Origin of the sequence: Jeotgalicoccus sp. FSL K6-3177 (genome assembly GCF_038050175.1) — a bacterium.
Classification (GTDB): domain Bacteria; phylum Bacillota; class Bacilli; order Staphylococcales; family Salinicoccaceae; genus Jeotgalicoccus; species Jeotgalicoccus nanhaiensis.
Genome location: NZ_JBBOSK010000001.1, coordinates 1,310,800 through 1,328,581, shown reverse-complemented (window position 1 = coordinate 1,328,581; position 17,782 = coordinate 1,310,800). Strand labels below are relative to the sequence as shown.

The following is a 17,782-nucleotide window of genomic DNA, read 5'->3' as shown; positions in this document are numbered from 1 at the left end:
TCCTCTATGATTGTAGCCATTCTCTGTAGTCTGAAAAACTTTCATCGAACGTATCTAATGATATATTAAGATACGGGTTCTTTTCAAGATAATCCGAGATTTCATCGTAATTATTTGAGTATTTCGGGAAGGACATGTCATCTGCAATATAATCTGCGAGTTTCCCGACAGCGGTCTTTGCCCCGAGCTGTGTCTTCATATATTGATAATATGGACGGTCTTTCATACTACTCCTCTGAATCTAAGAGATTGACGTATTCCCCGTAACCTTCTTTTTCAAGGTCTTGTTTAGGGATAAAATCAAGCGCTGCAGAGTTGATGCAGTATCTTAAGCCGCCGAGTTCCTGCGGTCCGTCAGGGAAAACATGGCCGAGGTGCGAGTCCGAAGTTTCACTGCGGACTTCTGTGCGGCGCATGCCGAATGACGTATCTACATGTTCGGATACATCGTCTTCAGACAGCGAGCGGGCAAAGCTCGGCCAGCCGCATGAAGAATCGAATTTATCTTTTGACGTAAACAGCGGCTTGCCGCTCAGTTTATCGACGTAAATCCCCTCTTCGAAATGTTTCCAGTACTCGTTTTCAAATGGTGATTCCGTACCATTTTCTTTCATCACGTTTCTTTCAAGTTCTGTTAATTCACTGATATCTTTTCTTGCCATTATTTTTCACCCCATACATTTTCAACGAATCCTTTACGTCCGGATCCTTTATAGTACGCATTATAGTGTCCTGCATTTTTCTTGTAAAAGTCCTGATGCTCATCTTCTGCTCTGTAGAAGTTTTTATAAGGCAGCACCGGTGTGTTAATTGGCGCATTGAAAACATTTGCTTCATCGAGCTCTTTAATTACGTCAAGTGCTGTATTATGCTGTGCTTCGTCGTGGTAAAATATCGCCGGCATATACTGCGGTCCGCGGTCGCCGAACTGGCCGCCGGTATCGGTCGGATCGAAAGTCTTGAAAAATACTTCCAGCAGTTCACGGTAGCTCATAACGTCTTCGTCGAATTCAATCTGCACAGCTTCGATATGTCCTGTCGTACCTGTTGAAACTTGTTCGTAAGTCGGATTCGGTTCATCGCCGTTCGAATAACCCGAGACGATTTCTTTTACGCCGTCCCACTGGTCAAACGGTTTAACTAAACACCAGAAACATCCGCCTGCTAAAGTTGCTGTTGCCATAAATAAATTCCTCCTAGAAAGTGTTGTTTACTGAAAAATACCACGCATTGTTCTCATAGTCTATTTTATCGGCTTGAAGTTCTACGCCGAAATACTGTTCAAACAGCGACATGTCGATGACAAGTGCGCGTTCTGTTTCGCTCATCGCTATGCCGTCAGGCAAGTCGACGAGCTTTCTAAGTGCTGTATACAGGGCATCTTCTGAGAGGGGCAGCCCTGCTAAATTCAAATCTGTTAAGTGAATAATAATATTACTGCCACTGACAACGGGTTCGCCGGAAATACTTGAATTGATGGAAAACCCGAGCACTTTCTGTTCAATATCAACCGTAATACCTTCAGTATTAATATTAACGGTAAATTCGTCATATGGAATATTATCATTAATTAATGTTTCAACTGTACTGTTCGTTAAAATAAACTCGAGCTCCTGCGGCTCTTCCGGCGGCGCCTCGCCGCTCGTCTGTTCGTAAGACTGATTGAAGAAAGACACGGCAATAATAATTACCGCTATATTTACCGCAAGTAAGACAAAGAACAGAATCATCCATATATTCTTCTTCATATTACAGCTCTCTTGTCAGGTGCAGGAACTTGTGCGGATAGCGGTTTTTCTCGTCTTCTGAACCGTCCTCTTCTGATTCCACAGTCCATTCGTTCATCGTGTAGTCAGGGAAAAACGTGTCGCCTGCAAAAGTTTTGTCAATCACTGTAATATACATCTCGTCGATTAGATGCATGGTCTGTTCATAAAGCGTACTGCCGCCGAAAATAAACACTTTACCCGGCAGGTTTTTAATCTCATCAATTGAATGGATAACCTCCGCGCCCTGTGCTGAAAAATCCTTATTCGATGTGAGCACGACATTTTTTCTGTTCGGCAGCGGACGTCCAAGTGTCTCAAAAGTTTTACGGCCCATAACTATAGTGTTCCCTGTGGTCAGTTTTTTTAATCTTTTTAAGTCTGCGGGCAGGCTCCAGGGCATATCACCTTTAAAGCCGATGACGTTCTGGTCTGCATGAGCAACTATTAATGATACCATCTGTCTCCTCCTATACTGCAATCGGTGCTTTGATTGCCGGGTGGGATTTATAGCCTTCAACTTCAAAGTCTTCATATTCAAGTTCGAACATCGATTTGTCCGACTTAATTTTAAGCTGAGGCGGTGCGTAGCTTGTCCGGGACAGCTGAGTATTGACCGCATCGAAATGATTGGAGTAAATATGCGCATCCCCTATCGTGTGCACGAACTCGGCAGCTTCCAGATTACATTCGCGTGCGACTAAGGCTAAAAGCAGACTGTAGCTTGCGATATTAAACGGAATGCCGAGGAAGATATCCCCGCTCCGCTGATAGAGCTGCAGGCTTAATTTGCCGTCTGCGACATAAAACTGGAACAGCGTATGACACGGCGGCAGCGCCATCGTTTCAATTTCCGCCGGGTTCCATGCGCTGACGATATGACGTCTCGAATCGGGCTTATTTTTAAGACCGTCGATAAGATTCTTCATCTGATCAATGACCTCACCGTTTGGACCGACCCAGTGACGCCACTGTTTGCCGTAAACATTGCCGAGTGTTCCGTACTTCTTGCTGAAATCATCATCGTTCAGCACTTTCTCTTTAAAAGTTTTCATTTCAGCTTTATACTGCTCGTTAAATGCTTCGTCCTCTAGCGCCCGGTGACCGAAATTCGTCATATCCGGTCCTGTGTAGTCATCGGACTCGACATACTTTTTAAAGGCCCATTCGTTCCATATATTGTTGTTATACTGGAGTAGATATTTAATATTCGTATCGCCGCGGAGAAACCAGATCAGCTCGGTTGCCACGAGTTTAAAAGATACTTTTTTAGTCGTAAGAAGCGGGAAACCTTTACTTAAATCAAAACGCATCTGATGGCCGAAGACAGATTTAGTCCCTGTATTGGTCCGGTCAGTTTTTTCAGTGCCCGACTCCATGACCCGGTTCATCAGATTGTGATAAGTATTATCAAATGAATTCATTAAAATCACCCTTTTCTTTTATTGTGCAGTTCTATATAATTAGTATTAATGAGACGAGAAAAATAATTGTGATCGGAGTGTTCATAATGGAAATTTTATTCACAATCGGTTTGACTTTACTTGCGGGCTACATGATTACAATGTGCATCTACGAGTAGGCAGCGACTTATAAAAAAAGGAAAGGGTGCGCCCTTTCCTTTTTTTATTTTGCACAATATTCGTCAAAATCCGCTTTCAGATCCATCATAATATCTTCAATACTTCTATTTTCAATGTTTTCCCGTCCTGTAAATGAGACGAGTTCTTTTCCTTTAAATAAAGCGAAGGAAGGGCTTGACGGTTCAGCTGTAATATATTCACGCATAGCAGCTGTTGCCGGACGCTCCTGGCCGGCAAAGACTGTCGCGAGACGGTCTGGTTTAACCGGATTCTGATTCGTGACTGTTACTGCAGCGGGCCTTGCGAGCCCTGCTGCACAGCCGCAGACACTGTTAATAACGACGAAAGTCGTGTCATCTTCTCCGGCGTCCTTCATAAAATCATGCACACCCTCAGGTGTCGTTAACTCTTCAAAATTATAATTTGTCAGTTCCTGCCTCATAGGTTCTGCAATTTCTCTCATATATGCCTGATATGCATCCATGTTATCGCTCCCTGTTCTGCATTTGTTTCCATACACTGCCGAGTGCATCTTCGCCCTCTTCAATACGGGCAATCGCCATTTCAATCTGCAGTCTCACATCGTATTGCGGATCATGCTGATGCGCTTTTAATACTCCGAGACTGTCCTCGTCGCCTGTTTCGTATATAAACATTGCCGCGCGCCAGCGGACAATCGGGTTTTTATCGCCGAGTGCTTCATACATATCGGGAAGACCTTCTTTAAAACCGAGATCGCTGTAAGCGTCAGCCGCTGTTCTTCTGACCGGAATTGCCCGGTCTGCCATCGCAATTTTTAAAAATTTGAGCGTTTCCGGCACTTCAATCATGGCAAGAAGGCTGACACTCATCCGTCTGACCTGCATTTTTTCATCAGAAAGCGCGTACTCGAGGAGTGGATAATCGCTCTCATCCGGGGTATCAAAGTGATTGAGCATATAGAGCCGCTCTTTCCAGTCTTCTGTATTTTTAAATTCATCAAGCGAAACTTTAAAGTATTTCATCGGCGCCGGCTGCACACGGTTTTTCGCTTCTTCGACGAGCTCTCTCAATACAGCTTCCGGATAAAGTGCTTCAAGCTCTTCAATAACCTCTGAAAATACTTCATCCGGTGTACCGTAGCGGGTGCTTAAAGTTTCCCATTTGCGGTCGAAAATAATATTGTCTTCGGGCAGGGTCGCTTCTTCCACAGCTTTAGTAAAACGCACGGGCAGTTCACGCCGGTGCTCCCCGCCGTCATTTAACTTGATCTGATAAGGAATGCCTTTAAACATGAGCACCTGAGTGTTCACTTCACCAAAGTTCGACTCAGGTGTCAGTCTTTTTTTACTTCACCAGCATCCTCATTATTAAAAGTAGCCTCTATTTTCGGAACCAGTGTTTCCCAGTCAGCTTTGGCACTTTTATCTACAGAGATAAAGTCCAGTGCATGGAAGACGCTTGTGACATCTTCAAGTTCCAGCACACGTGCAATAAATGTCGGTGTATCCTCTGTGATTTCTTTATAAGTTGAAGATTTCATTTCTTCTTTTGTTTCATTGACAGTGATTTTCATAGTATTCGGGCTTGGTGTCGGTTCAATTCTTACGATTTCCATAGTCGTGCCTCCAGTATTATAGTTTATTGCCGTGCATTTTCATTTCAATGCCGACGGAACACTCCGTAATGCAGAATGAATGCGCGCTTGATTTCGAACCTTCGGTTCTGTTGACTTCTTTCAAGAGACATCCTCTGCAGTAAGTGCGTTCAAGATGATTAATTTTATCAAGGACTTTCGTATTCATTATCATACCTCATTACTTAAAATTGCAAAACAGCTAATTCAGATTTAATTTTTTGCGTTCTTTGTATAAACGGTCTTTAGCCAGTTTATCCGCACCGCGGTTATTTTTTCTCGGTGTATGAGTAATTATAAACATATCGAGCGCGTTTGTTAAAGGAAGCACTCTGTCGTAGTAAGATTTGAACGTTTTATTTTTGACGTGCTGTTTATCGAACGTGTCGACGATAATTTTAGAGTCCGTATAGACAATCAGCGAGGTAAGCTTTAATTCCTCTGCTGCTTTCAGGGCAAATTCAAGTGTCGCCCATTCCGCTTCATGGTTATCCATTTCGCCGAGCAGGACAGTTTCCTGAAAGTCGAGGTCCGCGTCTTTAATAATCACCCCGCCGCAGGCAAATTTCGGTTCAAAACTCGCTGCCGCATCGATATATACTTTCGCCATTTACATCACCCTAAATTTAAAGTTGATAAATACTTCTCCGCGAGACGGAGGTCATGGTCCTTCAAAACTTTGTTAACATGTGCAGTATCGAAATTAAGCCGGCTCTTGTCCATCAGTCCGTCGACTTTAATCGGCACATCCGTAATAATTTCGGCCAGGCGCTGCGACATACGGAGAGATTCCATATCACCGGTAATCTTCTCCTGCATTTTCGGTGTCAGCATATGGAGGTTATCGAGAAGCGCATCAACCGAACCATGAGTCTGAATCAGTTTAAGCGCGGTCTTTTCTCCTATACCCTGAACACCTGAATATCCATCACTCGCATCCCCCATCAGCGCCTTGACGTCGATAAACTGCTGAGGGGTAATTCCGTATTGTTCTTTAAAGGCTTCGTAGTCATAATAATGGTATTCCGTATAGCCTTTTTTCGTCAGCCAGATCCGGTTGGTCTCGTTAATCAGCTGCAGGAGGTCGCGGTCGCCGCTGACAATCGTCAGATTATCGACATGCTGTGCAACTGTGCCGATAACATCATCCGCTTCATAGCCTGCAATGCCATCCTGGTAAAATCCGATATCATGCATAACTTCTTTGATCATATCAAATTGCGGCACCATTTCTTCAGGCGGTGCCACCCGATTTGCGTTATAGCCTTCGTACCATTCATTCCGTACCGACTTCGACCCCATATCCCAGGCGATAATCACATTATCCGGCTGAGTCAGGTCGAGCAGTTTGAAAGTATGCCTCAGCATGCCCTGAACACCGTTCGTCGGGAGTTCCTTGTTATTGTACATGAACTGATTGCGGAAACTCGTCGCGTAGAAGTGTCTGAACAGTAAGGCCATGCCGTCTATTATTAAAGTATGCTGTGTCAAAAAGTTCCCTCCATGGTTATATAGAGATGTGCTGTACTGCTTTTAGCAGAGCTCGGTCTCCATCGTAATCCGTACGTGATATTTCTTCAGGCTCTACTTTAAGCGCTGCGGTTATCTCTCTTCGGTCTGCTGACAGCTGTCTGTCGAGCAGTGCCGTATATTCTCCGGCAAGCTTTTCCATCTGAGCTCTTAAGTCGTTTTGATCCACTGAACGGACAAGCGTTTCTGCAAGCTCCAGCAGGGTCTCTCTGTAATCTTGTGTTTTATTTCTGTGCTGATAAAGAATTTTGCCAAAAGGTTTTAATACGTCCGCATCAATACGAACATGAGGCTCCTCTATTTTGACACTCGTTATGGACAAGGTGCCCGGTGTACCTGATAAGGCAAGACGTTCGTTAAACTGCGTAATCATCTGCAGCGTTTTTTGATCCGCCTGCCGGTAGACAGCGTTAAAGGCAATACTTGTCTCAAGGGTCAGAAAGTCCTCAATATTCCGGACGAGCACAGAACTGTTATTTTTTAAATAATGCCTGTCGCTCATATGCGATACTGTCAGCAGACCTTTTAAGTGGTCGTACAGCTGAAGTTCAAGCCGCTTCGTCAGATAGGTCAAGATAATATCAATTTCCTGCTTCAGGGTTTCATTAAGACTGTCTGCTTTAATACTCCCAATATCTCGTAACAGATTCTGTCTTAAGTCGAGCAGTTTGCTGCGCTCTTCCCCATTATCTTCAAACTGGCGTATATTGCTCTCCAGTGTATTCAAGAGCTGCTGGCGCGTTTCCTTCAGCGTCTGATATTGGACGTTCCCAGACTGCCGGTCAGCAATTTCCTTAATCTCTTTCTGTGCTGTATTGAAATACCCGTCTCCTCCGTCAAGTGCCCGTTTACTGGAAACAGGATACAGGACATGTTTAATATGCATAGTATTTAAAGCATTCCTCATATAGTCGAGTACTTTTTCTTTATCCGCTTCAGACTTCATTAAATCCACCGCGTTAATAATGAAAATAATCGGGAAGTCTTTACCTTTCAGCGACTGGATATACTGCAGGAAGGTTTCATCCGAGCGTGAAAAGACGTGATTATAGTAAGAAACGTATATAATCATATCGCTCTCTGTAATAATATCTCTCGTTTCTGACGTATGACGGGCGTTTATAGAGTTAATCCCCGGCGAGTCCACCAGCGTATAAGCTTCTGTCATTTCATTTTCGAGTGACACATTCGCCTTATGGATAAAGGTCGAGTCTTTATCATTACTTATTTTTTCTATAAGCGCATCCGTGTCGATACTCACCGTCTGGCCTAAATCGTCTTTGTACTTGTCGTAATTCTCAAGAATTCCCGACAGAAGCGGTTTATAGGTTTCATCAACTTTTGAGATATTTTTATTAATCCATTTTTTATAACCGTCCGCTGTCTTATGCTCTTCCCCGGACAGTGTCTGAAGCGTTTCTGTTAAATCCGCTTCACTCTTATACACGACAGTACTGGTGTCATCATTATTAATTTCGGTGATCGTTGCGGTCGTCGGATTTGGACTCGTCGCTAAGTACTTATCACCGAGCAGGGCGTTAATAAAAGTAGTTTTCCCGGCACTGAAACCGCCGAAGACACTGATATTGGCTTTACCGTTATCAATTCGTGAAAGCTTATCGTTTAACAGGCGCTGATAGTCCGTATAGCGCGGTGAGTCTTCCAGTAAATCTCTAAGTTCGCGGAAGGCCTGTAAATTCATGCGGCCTTCATTGTTAACTGTAAATTCGTTATGTCTACTTTCTTCCGCTTCTGTCTGCTTGTCCTCATCGTACGTCAAAGTAATCTCTTCCAGCAGATTCAGCTTATCGATCTCGTCATCCAGATGAATGTAGAAATGGCGGTAATTTTGTGTATCGAGCGACTCTATCAGTTCGAGCAGGTCTTTTGCTTTAATATAAAAAGCTTTCTCTCTTGTGAGTGTCGTCTGCGCTTTTATCTCTCCCGTCTCTTCAGGTGTCAGCGTCTCTAGATGCCGGACGCTCCGCTCGGAAACTTCCTGAGTCAGACTGCTCTTCAGCTTATCGAAGTAATTGCTTATATACGTCTGGTTCAGCGAAGTAATCTTTTCGTCTCCAAGGAGCGCATGATTCCATTCAAATTTGAACGGTTCACCGATTAAACCGAGCGACTGAAAGAAACTGTTAATGTTCGCATTGATTTCAGTATGTATGACCGGCTGTATCGCCTCATCTACTAGAGCGAGGGTATCTTCCAGCAGCGCCTGTTCTTTTTTCTTTTTACCGAACAAGCCCCCTGCCTTCTTCTCCCCTGCCATAACCTTTAAATATTCCGTTATGGCGTCTTTCACCTGATGCGGAAATAAGTAGCTGTCTTTAACGAGTTTTTTAACGGACTCTTTCACGTGGAATCTTAATTCATCTTCGTCGCTCCGGAGATGATCGATTTCCGCTTTTTCGATTTCCTTGTTTAAATAGTCAATACGTTCTGCTGCCCGTTCTTTCGTCAGTGGATTATCAAGCTGCAGTTCGTCTGTCAGCGTCTCGAGCTCATCTCGTAAATATTCGAGCTGTTTATCTTCTATATTCTTTGTAATACGGGTGTCATAGGCCGCTTCAAGTTCAGCGCGTTTCTTTTCCATCTCTTTAATAAAAGCTTTTAAATCGTCTATATGGTTGTGTGTCGACTCGTAGATAGACGTTGTAAACAGATGCTCCGGATAAATATTCCAGTTCGTGAGCGTCGTCTTAACGCGATTTAAGAAGGTGTCGAGCGTTATCTCACGGTCGTCGTGCTTATCGATCTGATTAATAATTAAAACGAGCGGAATACCGAGGCCGGCAATTTCTTTTAACAGCGTTAAATTGTGCTCGCTCTCCACGTGGTTGTATTCCACCGTAAAGAAGATTAAATCGCTGTTCAGTAAAAATCTGTTGGCCGCTTCCTCGTGGCTGTCCGTATTGGAATCCACACCCGGTGTATCCTGGAAGACTGTATTCTGCTGATAGTCATCCGACTGGATGTCCATCGTAATCGCCTGGATATCCATATCTTTAGTATTGAGCGCTTTTAATTCTTCGTAGTTATCGACTGCGGCATACTGATATTGGTTGATAAAGGCCTGGATTCCGCTCTTATTGCCGATCTGCACCGAGACGGTATTGCTTGTCGTCGGCACCGGTGATGAAGGCAGGATGTCCTGATTTAAAAGATAATTAATCAGGCTCGACTTCCCTGCAGAGTAATGGCCGATAAATGAAAATACCAGCTGGTCGTTATACGTCTTTTGGATTGCGTGGTCAATTTGTGATACGAGTGTATCGTTGTCCGACTTCAGAATTTCTTTTTTTAGTTTATACAGCGTATTAAGTGTCTGTCTGTTTTCCCCTTGTGATGACAACTATTCTTTCACTCCCCAATATTGGTAGAAGGTTGTTTCAATGTAGCCGTTAAACAGCTTTCTGCGTTTCGTTGCTTTTTTGCCGATGATTTCTTCGAACTCTTTGTTCGATGTCATTAAATAAACGTTCAGCGACGGATTTTCTTTCATCAGTTCGCCGACCTTCGCGTACATCGACTCCACGGCTTTCGCTTCCCCGATACGTTCACCGTAAGGCGGGTTGGTTACAAGCTGTGCGTTTTTATCGAGCGTGTCAAGATCGTGCACATCGAGTGTACCGAATTCTATATCTGCTTCCAGACCGACTTCTTCCGCGTTTTTAATCGCGATATTAATCATGTCGGGTTCAATGTCTGTCGCGTAAATTTTAACATCCTTGTCGAAGTCTGCTTCGTGCTCGCACTGGGTGCGGACTTCCGTCCACAATTCTTCCGGGATAATATCCCATGACTCGCTGTCGAAAGTGCGGTTGGAACCCGGGGCGATATTGCGGGCAATCATCGCCGCTTCAAGTGCGATAGTGCCTGAGCCGGTAAACGGATCATACAGCGTATTGTCTCCTGTATAGTTGGCAAGCTTCAGCATGCTGGCAGCGAGCGTTTCTTTAATAGGAGCATCCCCCTGGGCGAGTCTGTAGCCGCGTTTGTGTAAAGCGTCTCCGCTCGTATCTACAGTCAGCACCGCTCTGTCTTTTAGAATATTAATATCGATTTTATAGCGGGGGCCGTCTTCAGGCAGTTTGCCTTTCATGCTGAACGCTTCTTTTAAATGTTCAACAATGGCTTTTTTCGTAATACGCTGTACATCCGGCACACTGTATAAGGTCGACTTATGGGAGCGTCCTGTCACCGGGAATTCTGCATTCGGTCCGAGAATATCTGACAGCGGCAAAGCTTTTACCGCTTCAAACAACTCGTCGAACGTTTTTACAGTAAAGTCGCCGAGGACAATTCTGATACGGTCGACCGTGCGGAGTTTCAAATTAGTTTCGACGATGGTGCGTTCATCGCCTTCGAAATAGACGCGGCCGTTTTCTAAAGTAGTATCGAGGCCGAGCGCTTTGATTTCATCCGAGACGACACGTTCAAGTCCCATCGGTGTATTGACTATAAATTTAAAGTTCATATTAAGAAGCTCCTAAAGTTAGATTTGTTTACATTATAGTATGAATATAGGCATAAAAAAAGCTCTCCTCATAAGTGGAGAGCTTTTTGTCTAGTCCGGTTTCTCTATAAGCCATGTTCTGTCCCGCTGTGCTGCCGGCGTGCACTAGTATACACTCGCACATTGGTGATAATCATCTGTCTATATTAAATGAATAATATCTCTCCGCCAGTTGAATTCCTGTTGGAAAGTGCTCCTACCTAATTTGGATTGCTCACTCGAGGGGTTTACCGCGTTCCATCTTCATCATTTCTTCTGAAGCTCGTTTCTGTGGCACTTTTAAAGCTACTCTATCCGTATGTTTACACACTTAGAATATTTCGCAGCCGTCAAGATATAAAATATCATTGCCCAGACTTATTGTTTCGTCTGGCACGAACACTACGGCCGTCTCAGGTCCGTGTGAGCATGGACTTTCCTCTATGCAGGCATGCTGCATAGCGATTATCCGAGTTACCGTCTGTTTATTTTAAAGTTCTTAAAATACATGCATATAATCTGTCTTACTGTTTTGCTGTACTGCCGAAAACCTGCTTTTCGAGACTCGACAGACGTTTTAAAATATCGATTTGCTGACTCTGTCCATTGCCGCCCTGAGTGCGTGTATTGGTTGCCACCCTGATGCGGAGATCTTCAACTTCTTTTTTTAATCGTGCATTTTCTTCTTCAAGTTTTTTAATATTGTTGTTCATGTCTGCCATTTTCTGATAATCACTGATAACGTCGTCAAGAAAACTATCTACTTCTATCGGTTTAAAACCTCTTAGTGATTTTTCGAATTCTTTCTCGAATATATCCTTTGCAGACAGCTTTAGCGTATAGTCACTCATACTTACACCTCTTAACTATCATATCTGTCATTAATAAAGTCATTAATATCATCAAATTGTATTCTTTCAATATTATAATGACTTTTCTCGCTTAATTCAAGCATAACACTGTATATATATTTTAAATTTGTTTCCGTCTCGCTGTCGTAGACAATCAGACCGTAATCTGTGTGGGCGGTCAAAAACTGATTAATCGCTTTAAACATCCCCGGATCCCCGTACTCTCTCTCAAAGATAAACTGATGAAAATCGGCATGCTCGAGTATATTGTTTAAATTAATTTTATCGGATTCATTGTAGCGGTCATCGAACTTATGGAACGGCTTTAAGACACCGAGTTTAATATCGTAGTCCGCTTTCAGATCGATAATTTCATTGGCGGCATACATTTCTATGCCCGTATAGCCCTGGATGATAAACCACTCCGCGCCTTCTTCTGCGAGATTAATAATGCGGGCGCGTAAAAAATCGCGCAGCACTTTGACTTCCGGCTGCGAGTCTTTAAAGATGCCGAGCTCGTAATGCCGGTAGCCTGTAATCAAAACTCTCACAGCAATCCTTCTTTCCTGGCGTGATTGACCCACATATTAATATATTTGAATTTTTCATGATACAATTTTAAACTGAAGCGGGAAACATGGCAGCTCATTAAGAGTTCCATCAGCTCATCGCTCATAATTTCTCTGACCCGTTCAGTCAGCCGCTCATCGGTTTTTATATGAAGCAGCTGGTCTGCGAGTTCTTTATTTTCATTTAAAAAGGGTTCTATTTCAGTTTTAAAATCAAACTCGTAACCCGTTCTTGCCTTGTCATAGCGTCTCGCAATTTCTTCGAGCATGGCCCGGTAATCGCTGTACGATGCATTTCTTGACAAATTGGACACACCACCTATAATAATGAAATGTTAATCAAACTTTAATTAATATATAATAAACAGTATATATAATAATAGTTTGGAGTGCGAATTTAATGAAGTACCCTCAGGGAGTCAAGAGAAACAAATCCAATATAACGCGTGCGAATAAAGAAATTAACTACGGCCAGCGCGGCATGACACTGGAAAAAGATCTCGATAAGACCAATCAGTTTTATCTGGATACGAAGCGGGCAATCATTCATAAAAAGCCGACACCGGTACAGATTGTCGACGTGGATTATCCGTCACGGAAAAAAGCTAAAATAACGGAAGCTTACTTTAAAGTTCCCTCGACGAGTGACTATAATGGTATATATAAAGGAAGATATATCGATTTTGAAGCGAAGGAAACACGCAACAAAACACGCTTTCCTTTTATTAACATTCATGGACACCAGGTCGAGCATATGCGCGCCTGTCATAATCAGGGCGGCCTTGTTTTTATCATTCTTAAGTTTACCGTTTACGACGAAGTCTATCTATATCCGTTTGAACATTTTGTTAAACACTGGGATGACTTTTTAGGCGACGGAAGAAAGTCCATAACCTATGCTGACATTAAGAAAGAGAGTATTTTACTACCAATAAAATACAATCCGCGTTATGATTATTTAGCTGCAGTTGACGAATTTTATTTTGAATAGGGAGAATATATATGGAATCGAATTTTAAAAGGAGTAAACAGTCCGGTGCGAAATCCGAACAGAAAAAGCAGTCGAAATCCAAATCATCAATTATTAAAAAAGTGTTTTTATATGGTGCACTGCTTGCACTGATCGGTCTTGTTATCGGAGCGGTGCTGTTTGCCTATTACGCATCACAGGCGCCCGCTTTCAGCGATGAAAAGCTGAAAGATCCTGTTCCCGCTGAAATTTATGACCAGAACGATGAACTGGTTACCACCCTCTTTCAGGGTCAGAAAAGGGAATATGTCAGTATCGAAGATGTGCCGGCACATGTGTCGGACGCGGTGCTTGCAATAGAGGATAACCGGTTTTACGATCACGGTGCAATTGACTTTATCCGTCTCGGCGGCGCGGTCATCAGCAACTTTACGGACGGCTTTGCCTCTCAAGGGGCCAGTACGATTACCCAGCAGGTTGTTAAACGCGCCTTCCTGACAGAAGAACAGACAATCGAACGTAAAGCACAGGAAGCGTATCTGTCATACCGCCTCGAGCAGGAGTATTCAAAGGATGACATTCTCGAAATGTATCTGAATAAGATTTACTACTCCGATGGCATCTACGGCATTCGTACAGCGAGCTTATATTATTTCGATAAAGAGCTTGCTGATTTAAACATCGCAGAAAGTGCTTACCTGGCAGGGCTCTCAAATCTGCCGAACGTGTATAACTTATACATGGATCCGGAAGCGGCGAAGAGCCGGACAGACACGGTCTTATACCTGATGCTCGAACACGAGAGAATTACGCAGGAAGAGTACGATGAGGCAATGAATATCGATATTACGGAAAATTTAGTACCGCGTGACGAGGCAGAACGCTTCTCGACAGAACAGGAAGATCCGGAATACGCATCTTATATTAATTACATTAAAACAGAGCTTCAGTCACATGATGAATTCCGCAATAGAGACATTTCTGAAGTACTATCAAGCGGCATACAGATTTATACGAATATGGATTCAAACGTTCAGTCCTACCTTCAGAATATGACGAATAACAGAAACTATTACTATAACGATAAATTCCAGAGCGATGATTTTAATATCGCATCGACGATTCTCGACACATCAACCGGCGGTCTTGTAGCAATTTCAGGCGGCCGCGATTATCAGGAAGTTGTCGACCAGAACTTAGCACTTGTCCAGCACAACGTCGGTTCCACGATGAAACCGTTCCTGGCATATGGTCCGGCAATTGAGCACATGGAATGGGCAACGAATCAGACCATCCAGGATGAACAGTCGTATACGCCAAAAGACAGCCCGAACAACACGGTCTACAACTACGATAATCAGGGACACGGCAATGTGACGATGCGAGATGCCCTGCGTCAGAGCTTTAACGTCCCGGCCGTCAAAGCATTTGAAGCGGTACAGGAAGAAGCGGGCTATAATGCACCGGCAGAATTCGCAGCTGAAACAGGCCTCGACTACTCGACGAAAAATGACGGAGATTATACCGTATCATTTAACGATGTGCTCGGCGGCGGAGAATCACGCTTCAGTCCGCTGCAGATGGCCCAGGCTTACGCAACACTCGGCAACAACGGTGAGTTCAATGAAGCGCAGTCCATCCGCTACATCGTTACAGCAGAAGGCGATAAAATTGAATTTGACAACGAAACACGCGAGGCTATGGAAGACTCTACAGCCTTCATGCTGACAGATATGCTGAAAGATACATTCGAAAATCAGGGAAGCGCCGACTACATTCAGATGAACGGTCTGAATATCGCAGCGAAAACAGGAACAACTTCGCTTGATACGAGTATTCTGGAAGAAAATAATCTGCCAAGCAACAGTGCAAAAGACGCATGGATCGTCGGCTACACCCCTGAATATACGATGAGCGTATGGACAGGATTCGATAATGCATCTGCAGGCTACTCTGAAGATAAATTATTTGTCGGTACCGATGAACACATTACTCCGCAGTGGTTCTTTAGAGATATCATGCAGTACATCAGTACATTCAACGGTCAGGACTTTGAACAGCCTGACAGCGTTGAACAGATTAACGGCAACGAATTTAGAGTTGCCGGCGGTGGCGGTTTCTGGAACAGCGGCGGCAGCAACAATAACTCTAACAGCAATAATAATGGGAGCGGTAATTCTGACTCCAACAGTAATAATAATGGGAGCGGCTCGACAGGCGGCGCCTGGAGCTGGGAGTATAACGAAGACGGTGAAATAGAAACAGAAGGTGATGTGCCTGAAGGTGAACTGCCTGAAGACGCTGATCTCGCTGAACCGGAAGACTCCGGAGAAGACGAAGACCCTGCGCCACAGGATGACACAGCTGAAGACGAAGATGCGGGAGCATCTGACTCAGGCTCAAGCTCATCGGAAGATGAAGAAGACGCAGCTGACGAAGAATAATATGTATGAATTGCCGAACACGGGGCTGGGACAAAAGCCCTGAAGCAATAAGAGAAACGGCTGGGACATCTTGATTTTAAGATGTTCCAGCCGTTTTTTAGTGGTTTAAGTATAGTAAACACAGATTGCCGGACGAGTTTTCTCAGGTTCACCGCCATTAAAGCGATGCCCAATTCGTTACGGACCGGAGTATTCCCCCGAACAGACATCCGAGTGAATCTCAAATTCGCCTTCAAGTTTCCAAAAGTCGTTTCGACATCGATTTTGCGTTGCGCGTATCGACGTCGACCTTCCGGGCTTGAAAGCGTCTGGTTCACCTGAGCTTTGAAATACTCCAGGTTCATATTTTTTTGAATTCGTTTCGGCTGATCCGGTGCAGATGTTTTACACAATGCCATCAACGGACATGCCTGACAGTCCTCGCATTCATATATTTTAAATACCCGCTGATAACCATATTTGTCCGTTCGAGTCGTATGCCGTTTCAAAGGTAAACGGCGGTCATTCGGACAGACATAGTAATCATCGATTGCGTTATATTCCCAATGATTCGGGTGCATCTCATCTGTTTTGTACCGTTTCTTTTGTTCTTTATAGTACGTATTGTAAGGAATCAATGCCTGACGTTCATATGTGTCGACGACGCACTCATAATTGGATTCACTGCCATACCCGGCATCGGCGACAATATATTCCGGCAGGTGCTGGAACGTGTGCTGCATCGTATGGAGAAAGGGATCGAGCGTGCGGGTATCGGTGGGATTCCAATAAATATCATATCCCAACACAAACTGATTATTGGTCGCAATCTGTAAGTTATAGCCGGATTTCAACTGGCCGTTCTGCATGTGATCATCTTTCATGCGCATGAATGTCGCATCAGTATCGGTTTTGGAATAACTGTTACGGTCTCTCATCAGCGCACGTTGGGTTTGATAGTTTAAGCGCCGGTCCAAATAATCTTTCATGGCTTTCTTGGATTTGCGAATCTCTGAACGCTCTGTGCGAATCGCTTTGCGGGTGGGTATATCTTCAGTGCGTTCAATCTGTTCAGTGAGTTCGGTTTCAGTGTCTGTCAGTTGCGTATGAATATGCGCCAGTTCCGATGCCGTCAACGGACCCTCCGATTCCCGAATCATTTCTGGAATCACTGCTGATTCGACCAGCGCTTCGTATTTTGCTTTAGATTTTTCCAACACCGCCGACTCGTGTCGGTCGATATTCTTTCTAAAGACAAAGGTATACTTATTGGCATTCGCTTCAATTTTTGTACCGTCTATAAAAATCGCATCCGACTCAATTAAGCCATTCGATTCCAGCTGAGTTCTAAACTGGATGAAGGCAGACTGAAGCAGCGCCGCCATCTTCGGATGCGCACGGAATCGGTTAATCGTTCGATACGAGGGGGTTTGATTTTGCGCCAGCCACATCATTCGGATACTGTCCTGCAGTAACGCTTCAATCTTACGACCGGAGAATGCGGATTGACTGTAGGCACAGAGTAAGATTTTCAGCATCATTTTGGGATGATAGGACGACGCCCCTTGAGATTGTCCGAACTCATCAAACACATCTTCCGGCATACTTTCGACCAGTGTATGTACCGCTTTCGAGATATCATTGTCTGGAATCAGGATTTCTGTTTCGAGTGGCAGTGTGATTTGGTTCATGTTATAATTTTTATACATAAGATTCCTCTTTTCATTGTTTGTGTCGTTACTTACATTGTATCTGAGGGTCTTATTTTTTTGTAGAGATATACGTATATTTCCATATAAAAAAGCGCACTTGACTCCTAGGGGAGTAGCGTCTGCGTGAGACTACAGGCTCACGCGACGCCCCTGGAAAGCAAGTGCGCTTTTTGATTTAGAGGCTGGACTTATGTCCCAGCCCCTGTTTTTTTGCTGATCTATATTAGCGATGACGTTTATCGTCTGGATAAGTTGTATA

At 43.9% G+C, this 17,782-nt stretch carries 17 protein-coding genes, 1 other RNA gene and 2 pseudogenes; 2 read left to right on the top strand and 18 right to left on the bottom strand.

Features of this window, described 5'->3' with window-relative positions; translation table 11 throughout:
• Positions 1-4: 4 nt before the first annotated feature.
• The 17 genes and pseudogenes from MHH58_RS06640 to MHH58_RS06560 all read right to left on the bottom strand — a co-directional run bounded on the left by MHH58_RS06640 (position 5) and on the right by MHH58_RS06560 (position 12,723).
• A complete protein-coding gene (locus MHH58_RS06640; protein WP_115884268.1) occupies positions 5-226 on the bottom strand; it encodes a YozE family protein in 222 nt (73 codons plus the stop codon).
• A gap of 1 nt (position 227) precedes the next feature.
• On the bottom strand, positions 228-662 hold the full coding sequence (gene msrB, locus MHH58_RS06635) for a peptide-methionine (R)-S-oxide reductase MsrB (RefSeq protein WP_135096883.1): 435 nt from the start codon (positions 660-662) through the stop codon (positions 228-230).
• Positions 662-1,183, bottom strand: coding sequence for a peptide-methionine (S)-S-oxide reductase MsrA (gene msrA / locus MHH58_RS06630; RefSeq protein WP_115884270.1), 522 nt, complete (start codon positions 1,181-1,183; stop codon positions 662-664). The genes msrB and msrA overlap by 1 nt, the downstream gene beginning before the upstream one ends.
• A gap of 13 nt (positions 1,184-1,196) precedes the next feature.
• Positions 1,197-1,748, bottom strand: a complete 552-nt coding sequence (locus MHH58_RS06625; RefSeq protein ID WP_135096881.1) for a DUF2140 family protein — start codon at positions 1,746-1,748, stop codon at positions 1,197-1,199.
• 1 nt (position 1,749) lies between these two features.
• Complete coding sequence (locus tag MHH58_RS06620) at positions 1,750-2,226, bottom strand: dihydrofolate reductase (RefSeq protein WP_135096879.1); 477 nt, start codon at positions 2,224-2,226, stop codon at positions 1,750-1,752.
• 10 nt (positions 2,227-2,236) lie between these two features.
• Positions 2,237-3,190 (bottom strand): thymidylate synthase, encoded by a 954-nt coding sequence (locus tag MHH58_RS06615; RefSeq protein WP_341345392.1) that lies wholly within the window; start codon positions 3,188-3,190, stop codon positions 2,237-2,239.
• A 202-nt stretch (positions 3,191-3,392) separates the two neighbouring features.
• The gene (locus MHH58_RS06610) at positions 3,393-3,833 is read right to left on the bottom strand and encodes a BrxA/BrxB family bacilliredoxin (protein ID WP_135096875.1); all 441 of its coding nucleotides are present in this window, start codon (positions 3,831-3,833) and stop codon (positions 3,393-3,395) included.
• A gap of 1 nt (position 3,834) precedes the next feature.
• Positions 3,835-4,946 (bottom strand): annotated as a pseudogene (locus tag MHH58_RS06605) (conserved virulence factor C family protein).
• Between the two features lie 16 nt (positions 4,947-4,962).
• Positions 4,963-5,133: a zinc-finger domain-containing protein gene (locus tag MHH58_RS06600; protein WP_115884275.1), complete on the bottom strand. Its 171-nt coding sequence runs from the start codon at positions 5,131-5,133 to the stop codon at positions 4,963-4,965.
• Positions 5,134-5,166: 33 nt separating this feature from the next.
• Complete coding sequence (locus MHH58_RS06595) at positions 5,167-5,574, bottom strand: ribonuclease HI family protein (RefSeq protein WP_135096873.1); 408 nt, start codon at positions 5,572-5,574, stop codon at positions 5,167-5,169.
• A 5-nt stretch (positions 5,575-5,579) separates the two neighbouring features.
• Positions 5,580-6,455, bottom strand: a complete 876-nt coding sequence (locus MHH58_RS06590) for a 5'-3' exonuclease (protein ID WP_341345391.1) — start codon at positions 6,453-6,455, stop codon at positions 5,580-5,582.
• Between the two features lie 16 nt (positions 6,456-6,471).
• Complete coding sequence (locus MHH58_RS06585) at positions 6,472-9,855, bottom strand: dynamin family protein (RefSeq protein ID WP_341345390.1); 3,384 nt, start codon at positions 9,853-9,855, stop codon at positions 6,472-6,474.
• Entirely contained in the window at positions 9,856-10,980 is a 1,125-nt protein-coding gene (locus MHH58_RS06580) for a THUMP domain-containing class I SAM-dependent RNA methyltransferase (protein ID WP_341345389.1), read from the bottom strand.
• Positions 10,981-11,082: 102 nt separating this feature from the next.
• Positions 11,083-11,475: RNase P RNA component class B (gene rnpB / locus MHH58_RS06575), an RNA gene on the bottom strand.
• Positions 11,476-11,522: 47 nt separating this feature from the next.
• Positions 11,523-11,849 (bottom strand): cell division regulator GpsB, encoded by a 327-nt coding sequence (gene gpsB, locus MHH58_RS06570; protein ID WP_115884280.1) that lies wholly within the window; start codon positions 11,847-11,849, stop codon positions 11,523-11,525.
• Positions 11,850-11,860: 11 nt separating this feature from the next.
• Entirely contained in the window at positions 11,861-12,400 is a 540-nt protein-coding gene (locus tag MHH58_RS06565; protein WP_115884281.1) for an SLOG family protein, read from the bottom strand.
• Complete coding sequence (locus MHH58_RS06560) at positions 12,397-12,723, bottom strand: DUF1798 family protein (protein WP_341345388.1); 327 nt, start codon at positions 12,721-12,723, stop codon at positions 12,397-12,399. The genes MHH58_RS06565 and MHH58_RS06560 overlap by 4 nt, the downstream gene beginning before the upstream one ends.
• A 95-nt stretch (positions 12,724-12,818) precedes the next feature.
• On the opposite strand from MHH58_RS06560, the gene recU reads away from it, so the two are divergent.
• Complete coding sequence (recU, locus tag MHH58_RS06555) at positions 12,819-13,409, top strand: Holliday junction resolvase RecU (RefSeq protein ID WP_135096863.1); 591 nt, start codon at positions 12,819-12,821, stop codon at positions 13,407-13,409.
• A gap of 11 nt (positions 13,410-13,420) precedes the next feature.
• A complete protein-coding gene (locus tag MHH58_RS06550; RefSeq protein WP_341345387.1) occupies positions 13,421-15,832 on the top strand; it encodes a transglycosylase domain-containing protein in 2,412 nt (803 codons plus the stop codon).
• Between the two features lie 140 nt (positions 15,833-15,972).
• Here the strand turns inward: MHH58_RS06550 and MHH58_RS06545 are convergent.
• Positions 15,973-17,502, bottom strand: a pseudogene (locus MHH58_RS06545) (IS1182 family transposase); the annotation flags it as partial.
• Positions 17,503-17,782: the final 280 nt, after the last annotated feature.

What these genes read in the sequence shown, in the direction of transcription:
- MHH58_RS06640 (WP_115884268.1), bottom strand. Translation starts at nt 226, where the DNA reads ATGAAAGACCGTCCATATTATCAATATATGAAGACACAGCTCGGGGCA.
- msrB (WP_135096883.1), bottom strand. Translation starts at nt 662, where the DNA reads ATGGCAAGAAAAGATATCAGTGAATTAACAGAACTTGAAAGAAACGTG.
- msrA (WP_115884270.1), bottom strand. Translation starts at nt 1,183, where the DNA reads ATGGCAACAGCAACTTTAGCAGGCGGATGTTTCTGGTGTTTAGTTAAA.
- MHH58_RS06625 (WP_135096881.1), bottom strand. Translation starts at nt 1,748, where the DNA reads ATGAAGAAGAATATATGGATGATTCTGTTCTTTGTCTTACTTGCGGTA.
- MHH58_RS06620 (WP_135096879.1), bottom strand. Translation starts at nt 2,226, where the DNA reads ATGGTATCATTAATAGTTGCTCATGCAGACCAGAACGTCATCGGCTTT.
- MHH58_RS06615 (WP_341345392.1), bottom strand. Translation starts at nt 3,190, where the DNA reads ATGAATTCATTTGATAATACTTATCACAATCTGATGAACCGGGTCATG.
- MHH58_RS06610 (WP_135096875.1), bottom strand. Translation starts at nt 3,833, where the DNA reads ATGGATGCATATCAGGCATATATGAGAGAAATTGCAGAACCTATGAGG.
- MHH58_RS06600 (WP_115884275.1), bottom strand. Translation starts at nt 5,133, where the DNA reads ATGAATACGAAAGTCCTTGATAAAATTAATCATCTTGAACGCACTTAC.
- MHH58_RS06595 (WP_135096873.1), bottom strand. Translation starts at nt 5,574, where the DNA reads ATGGCGAAAGTATATATCGATGCGGCAGCGAGTTTTGAACCGAAATTT.
- MHH58_RS06580 (WP_341345389.1), bottom strand. Translation starts at nt 10,980, where the DNA reads ATGAACTTTAAATTTATAGTCAATACACCGATGGGACTTGAACGTGTC.
- gpsB (WP_115884280.1), bottom strand. Translation starts at nt 11,849, where the DNA reads ATGAGTGACTATACGCTAAAGCTGTCTGCAAAGGATATATTCGAGAAA.
- recU (WP_135096863.1), top strand. Translation starts at nt 12,819, where the DNA reads ATGAAGTACCCTCAGGGAGTCAAGAGAAACAAATCCAATATAACGCGT.
- MHH58_RS06550 (WP_341345387.1), top strand. Translation starts at nt 13,421, where the DNA reads ATGGAATCGAATTTTAAAAGGAGTAAACAGTCCGGTGCGAAATCCGAA.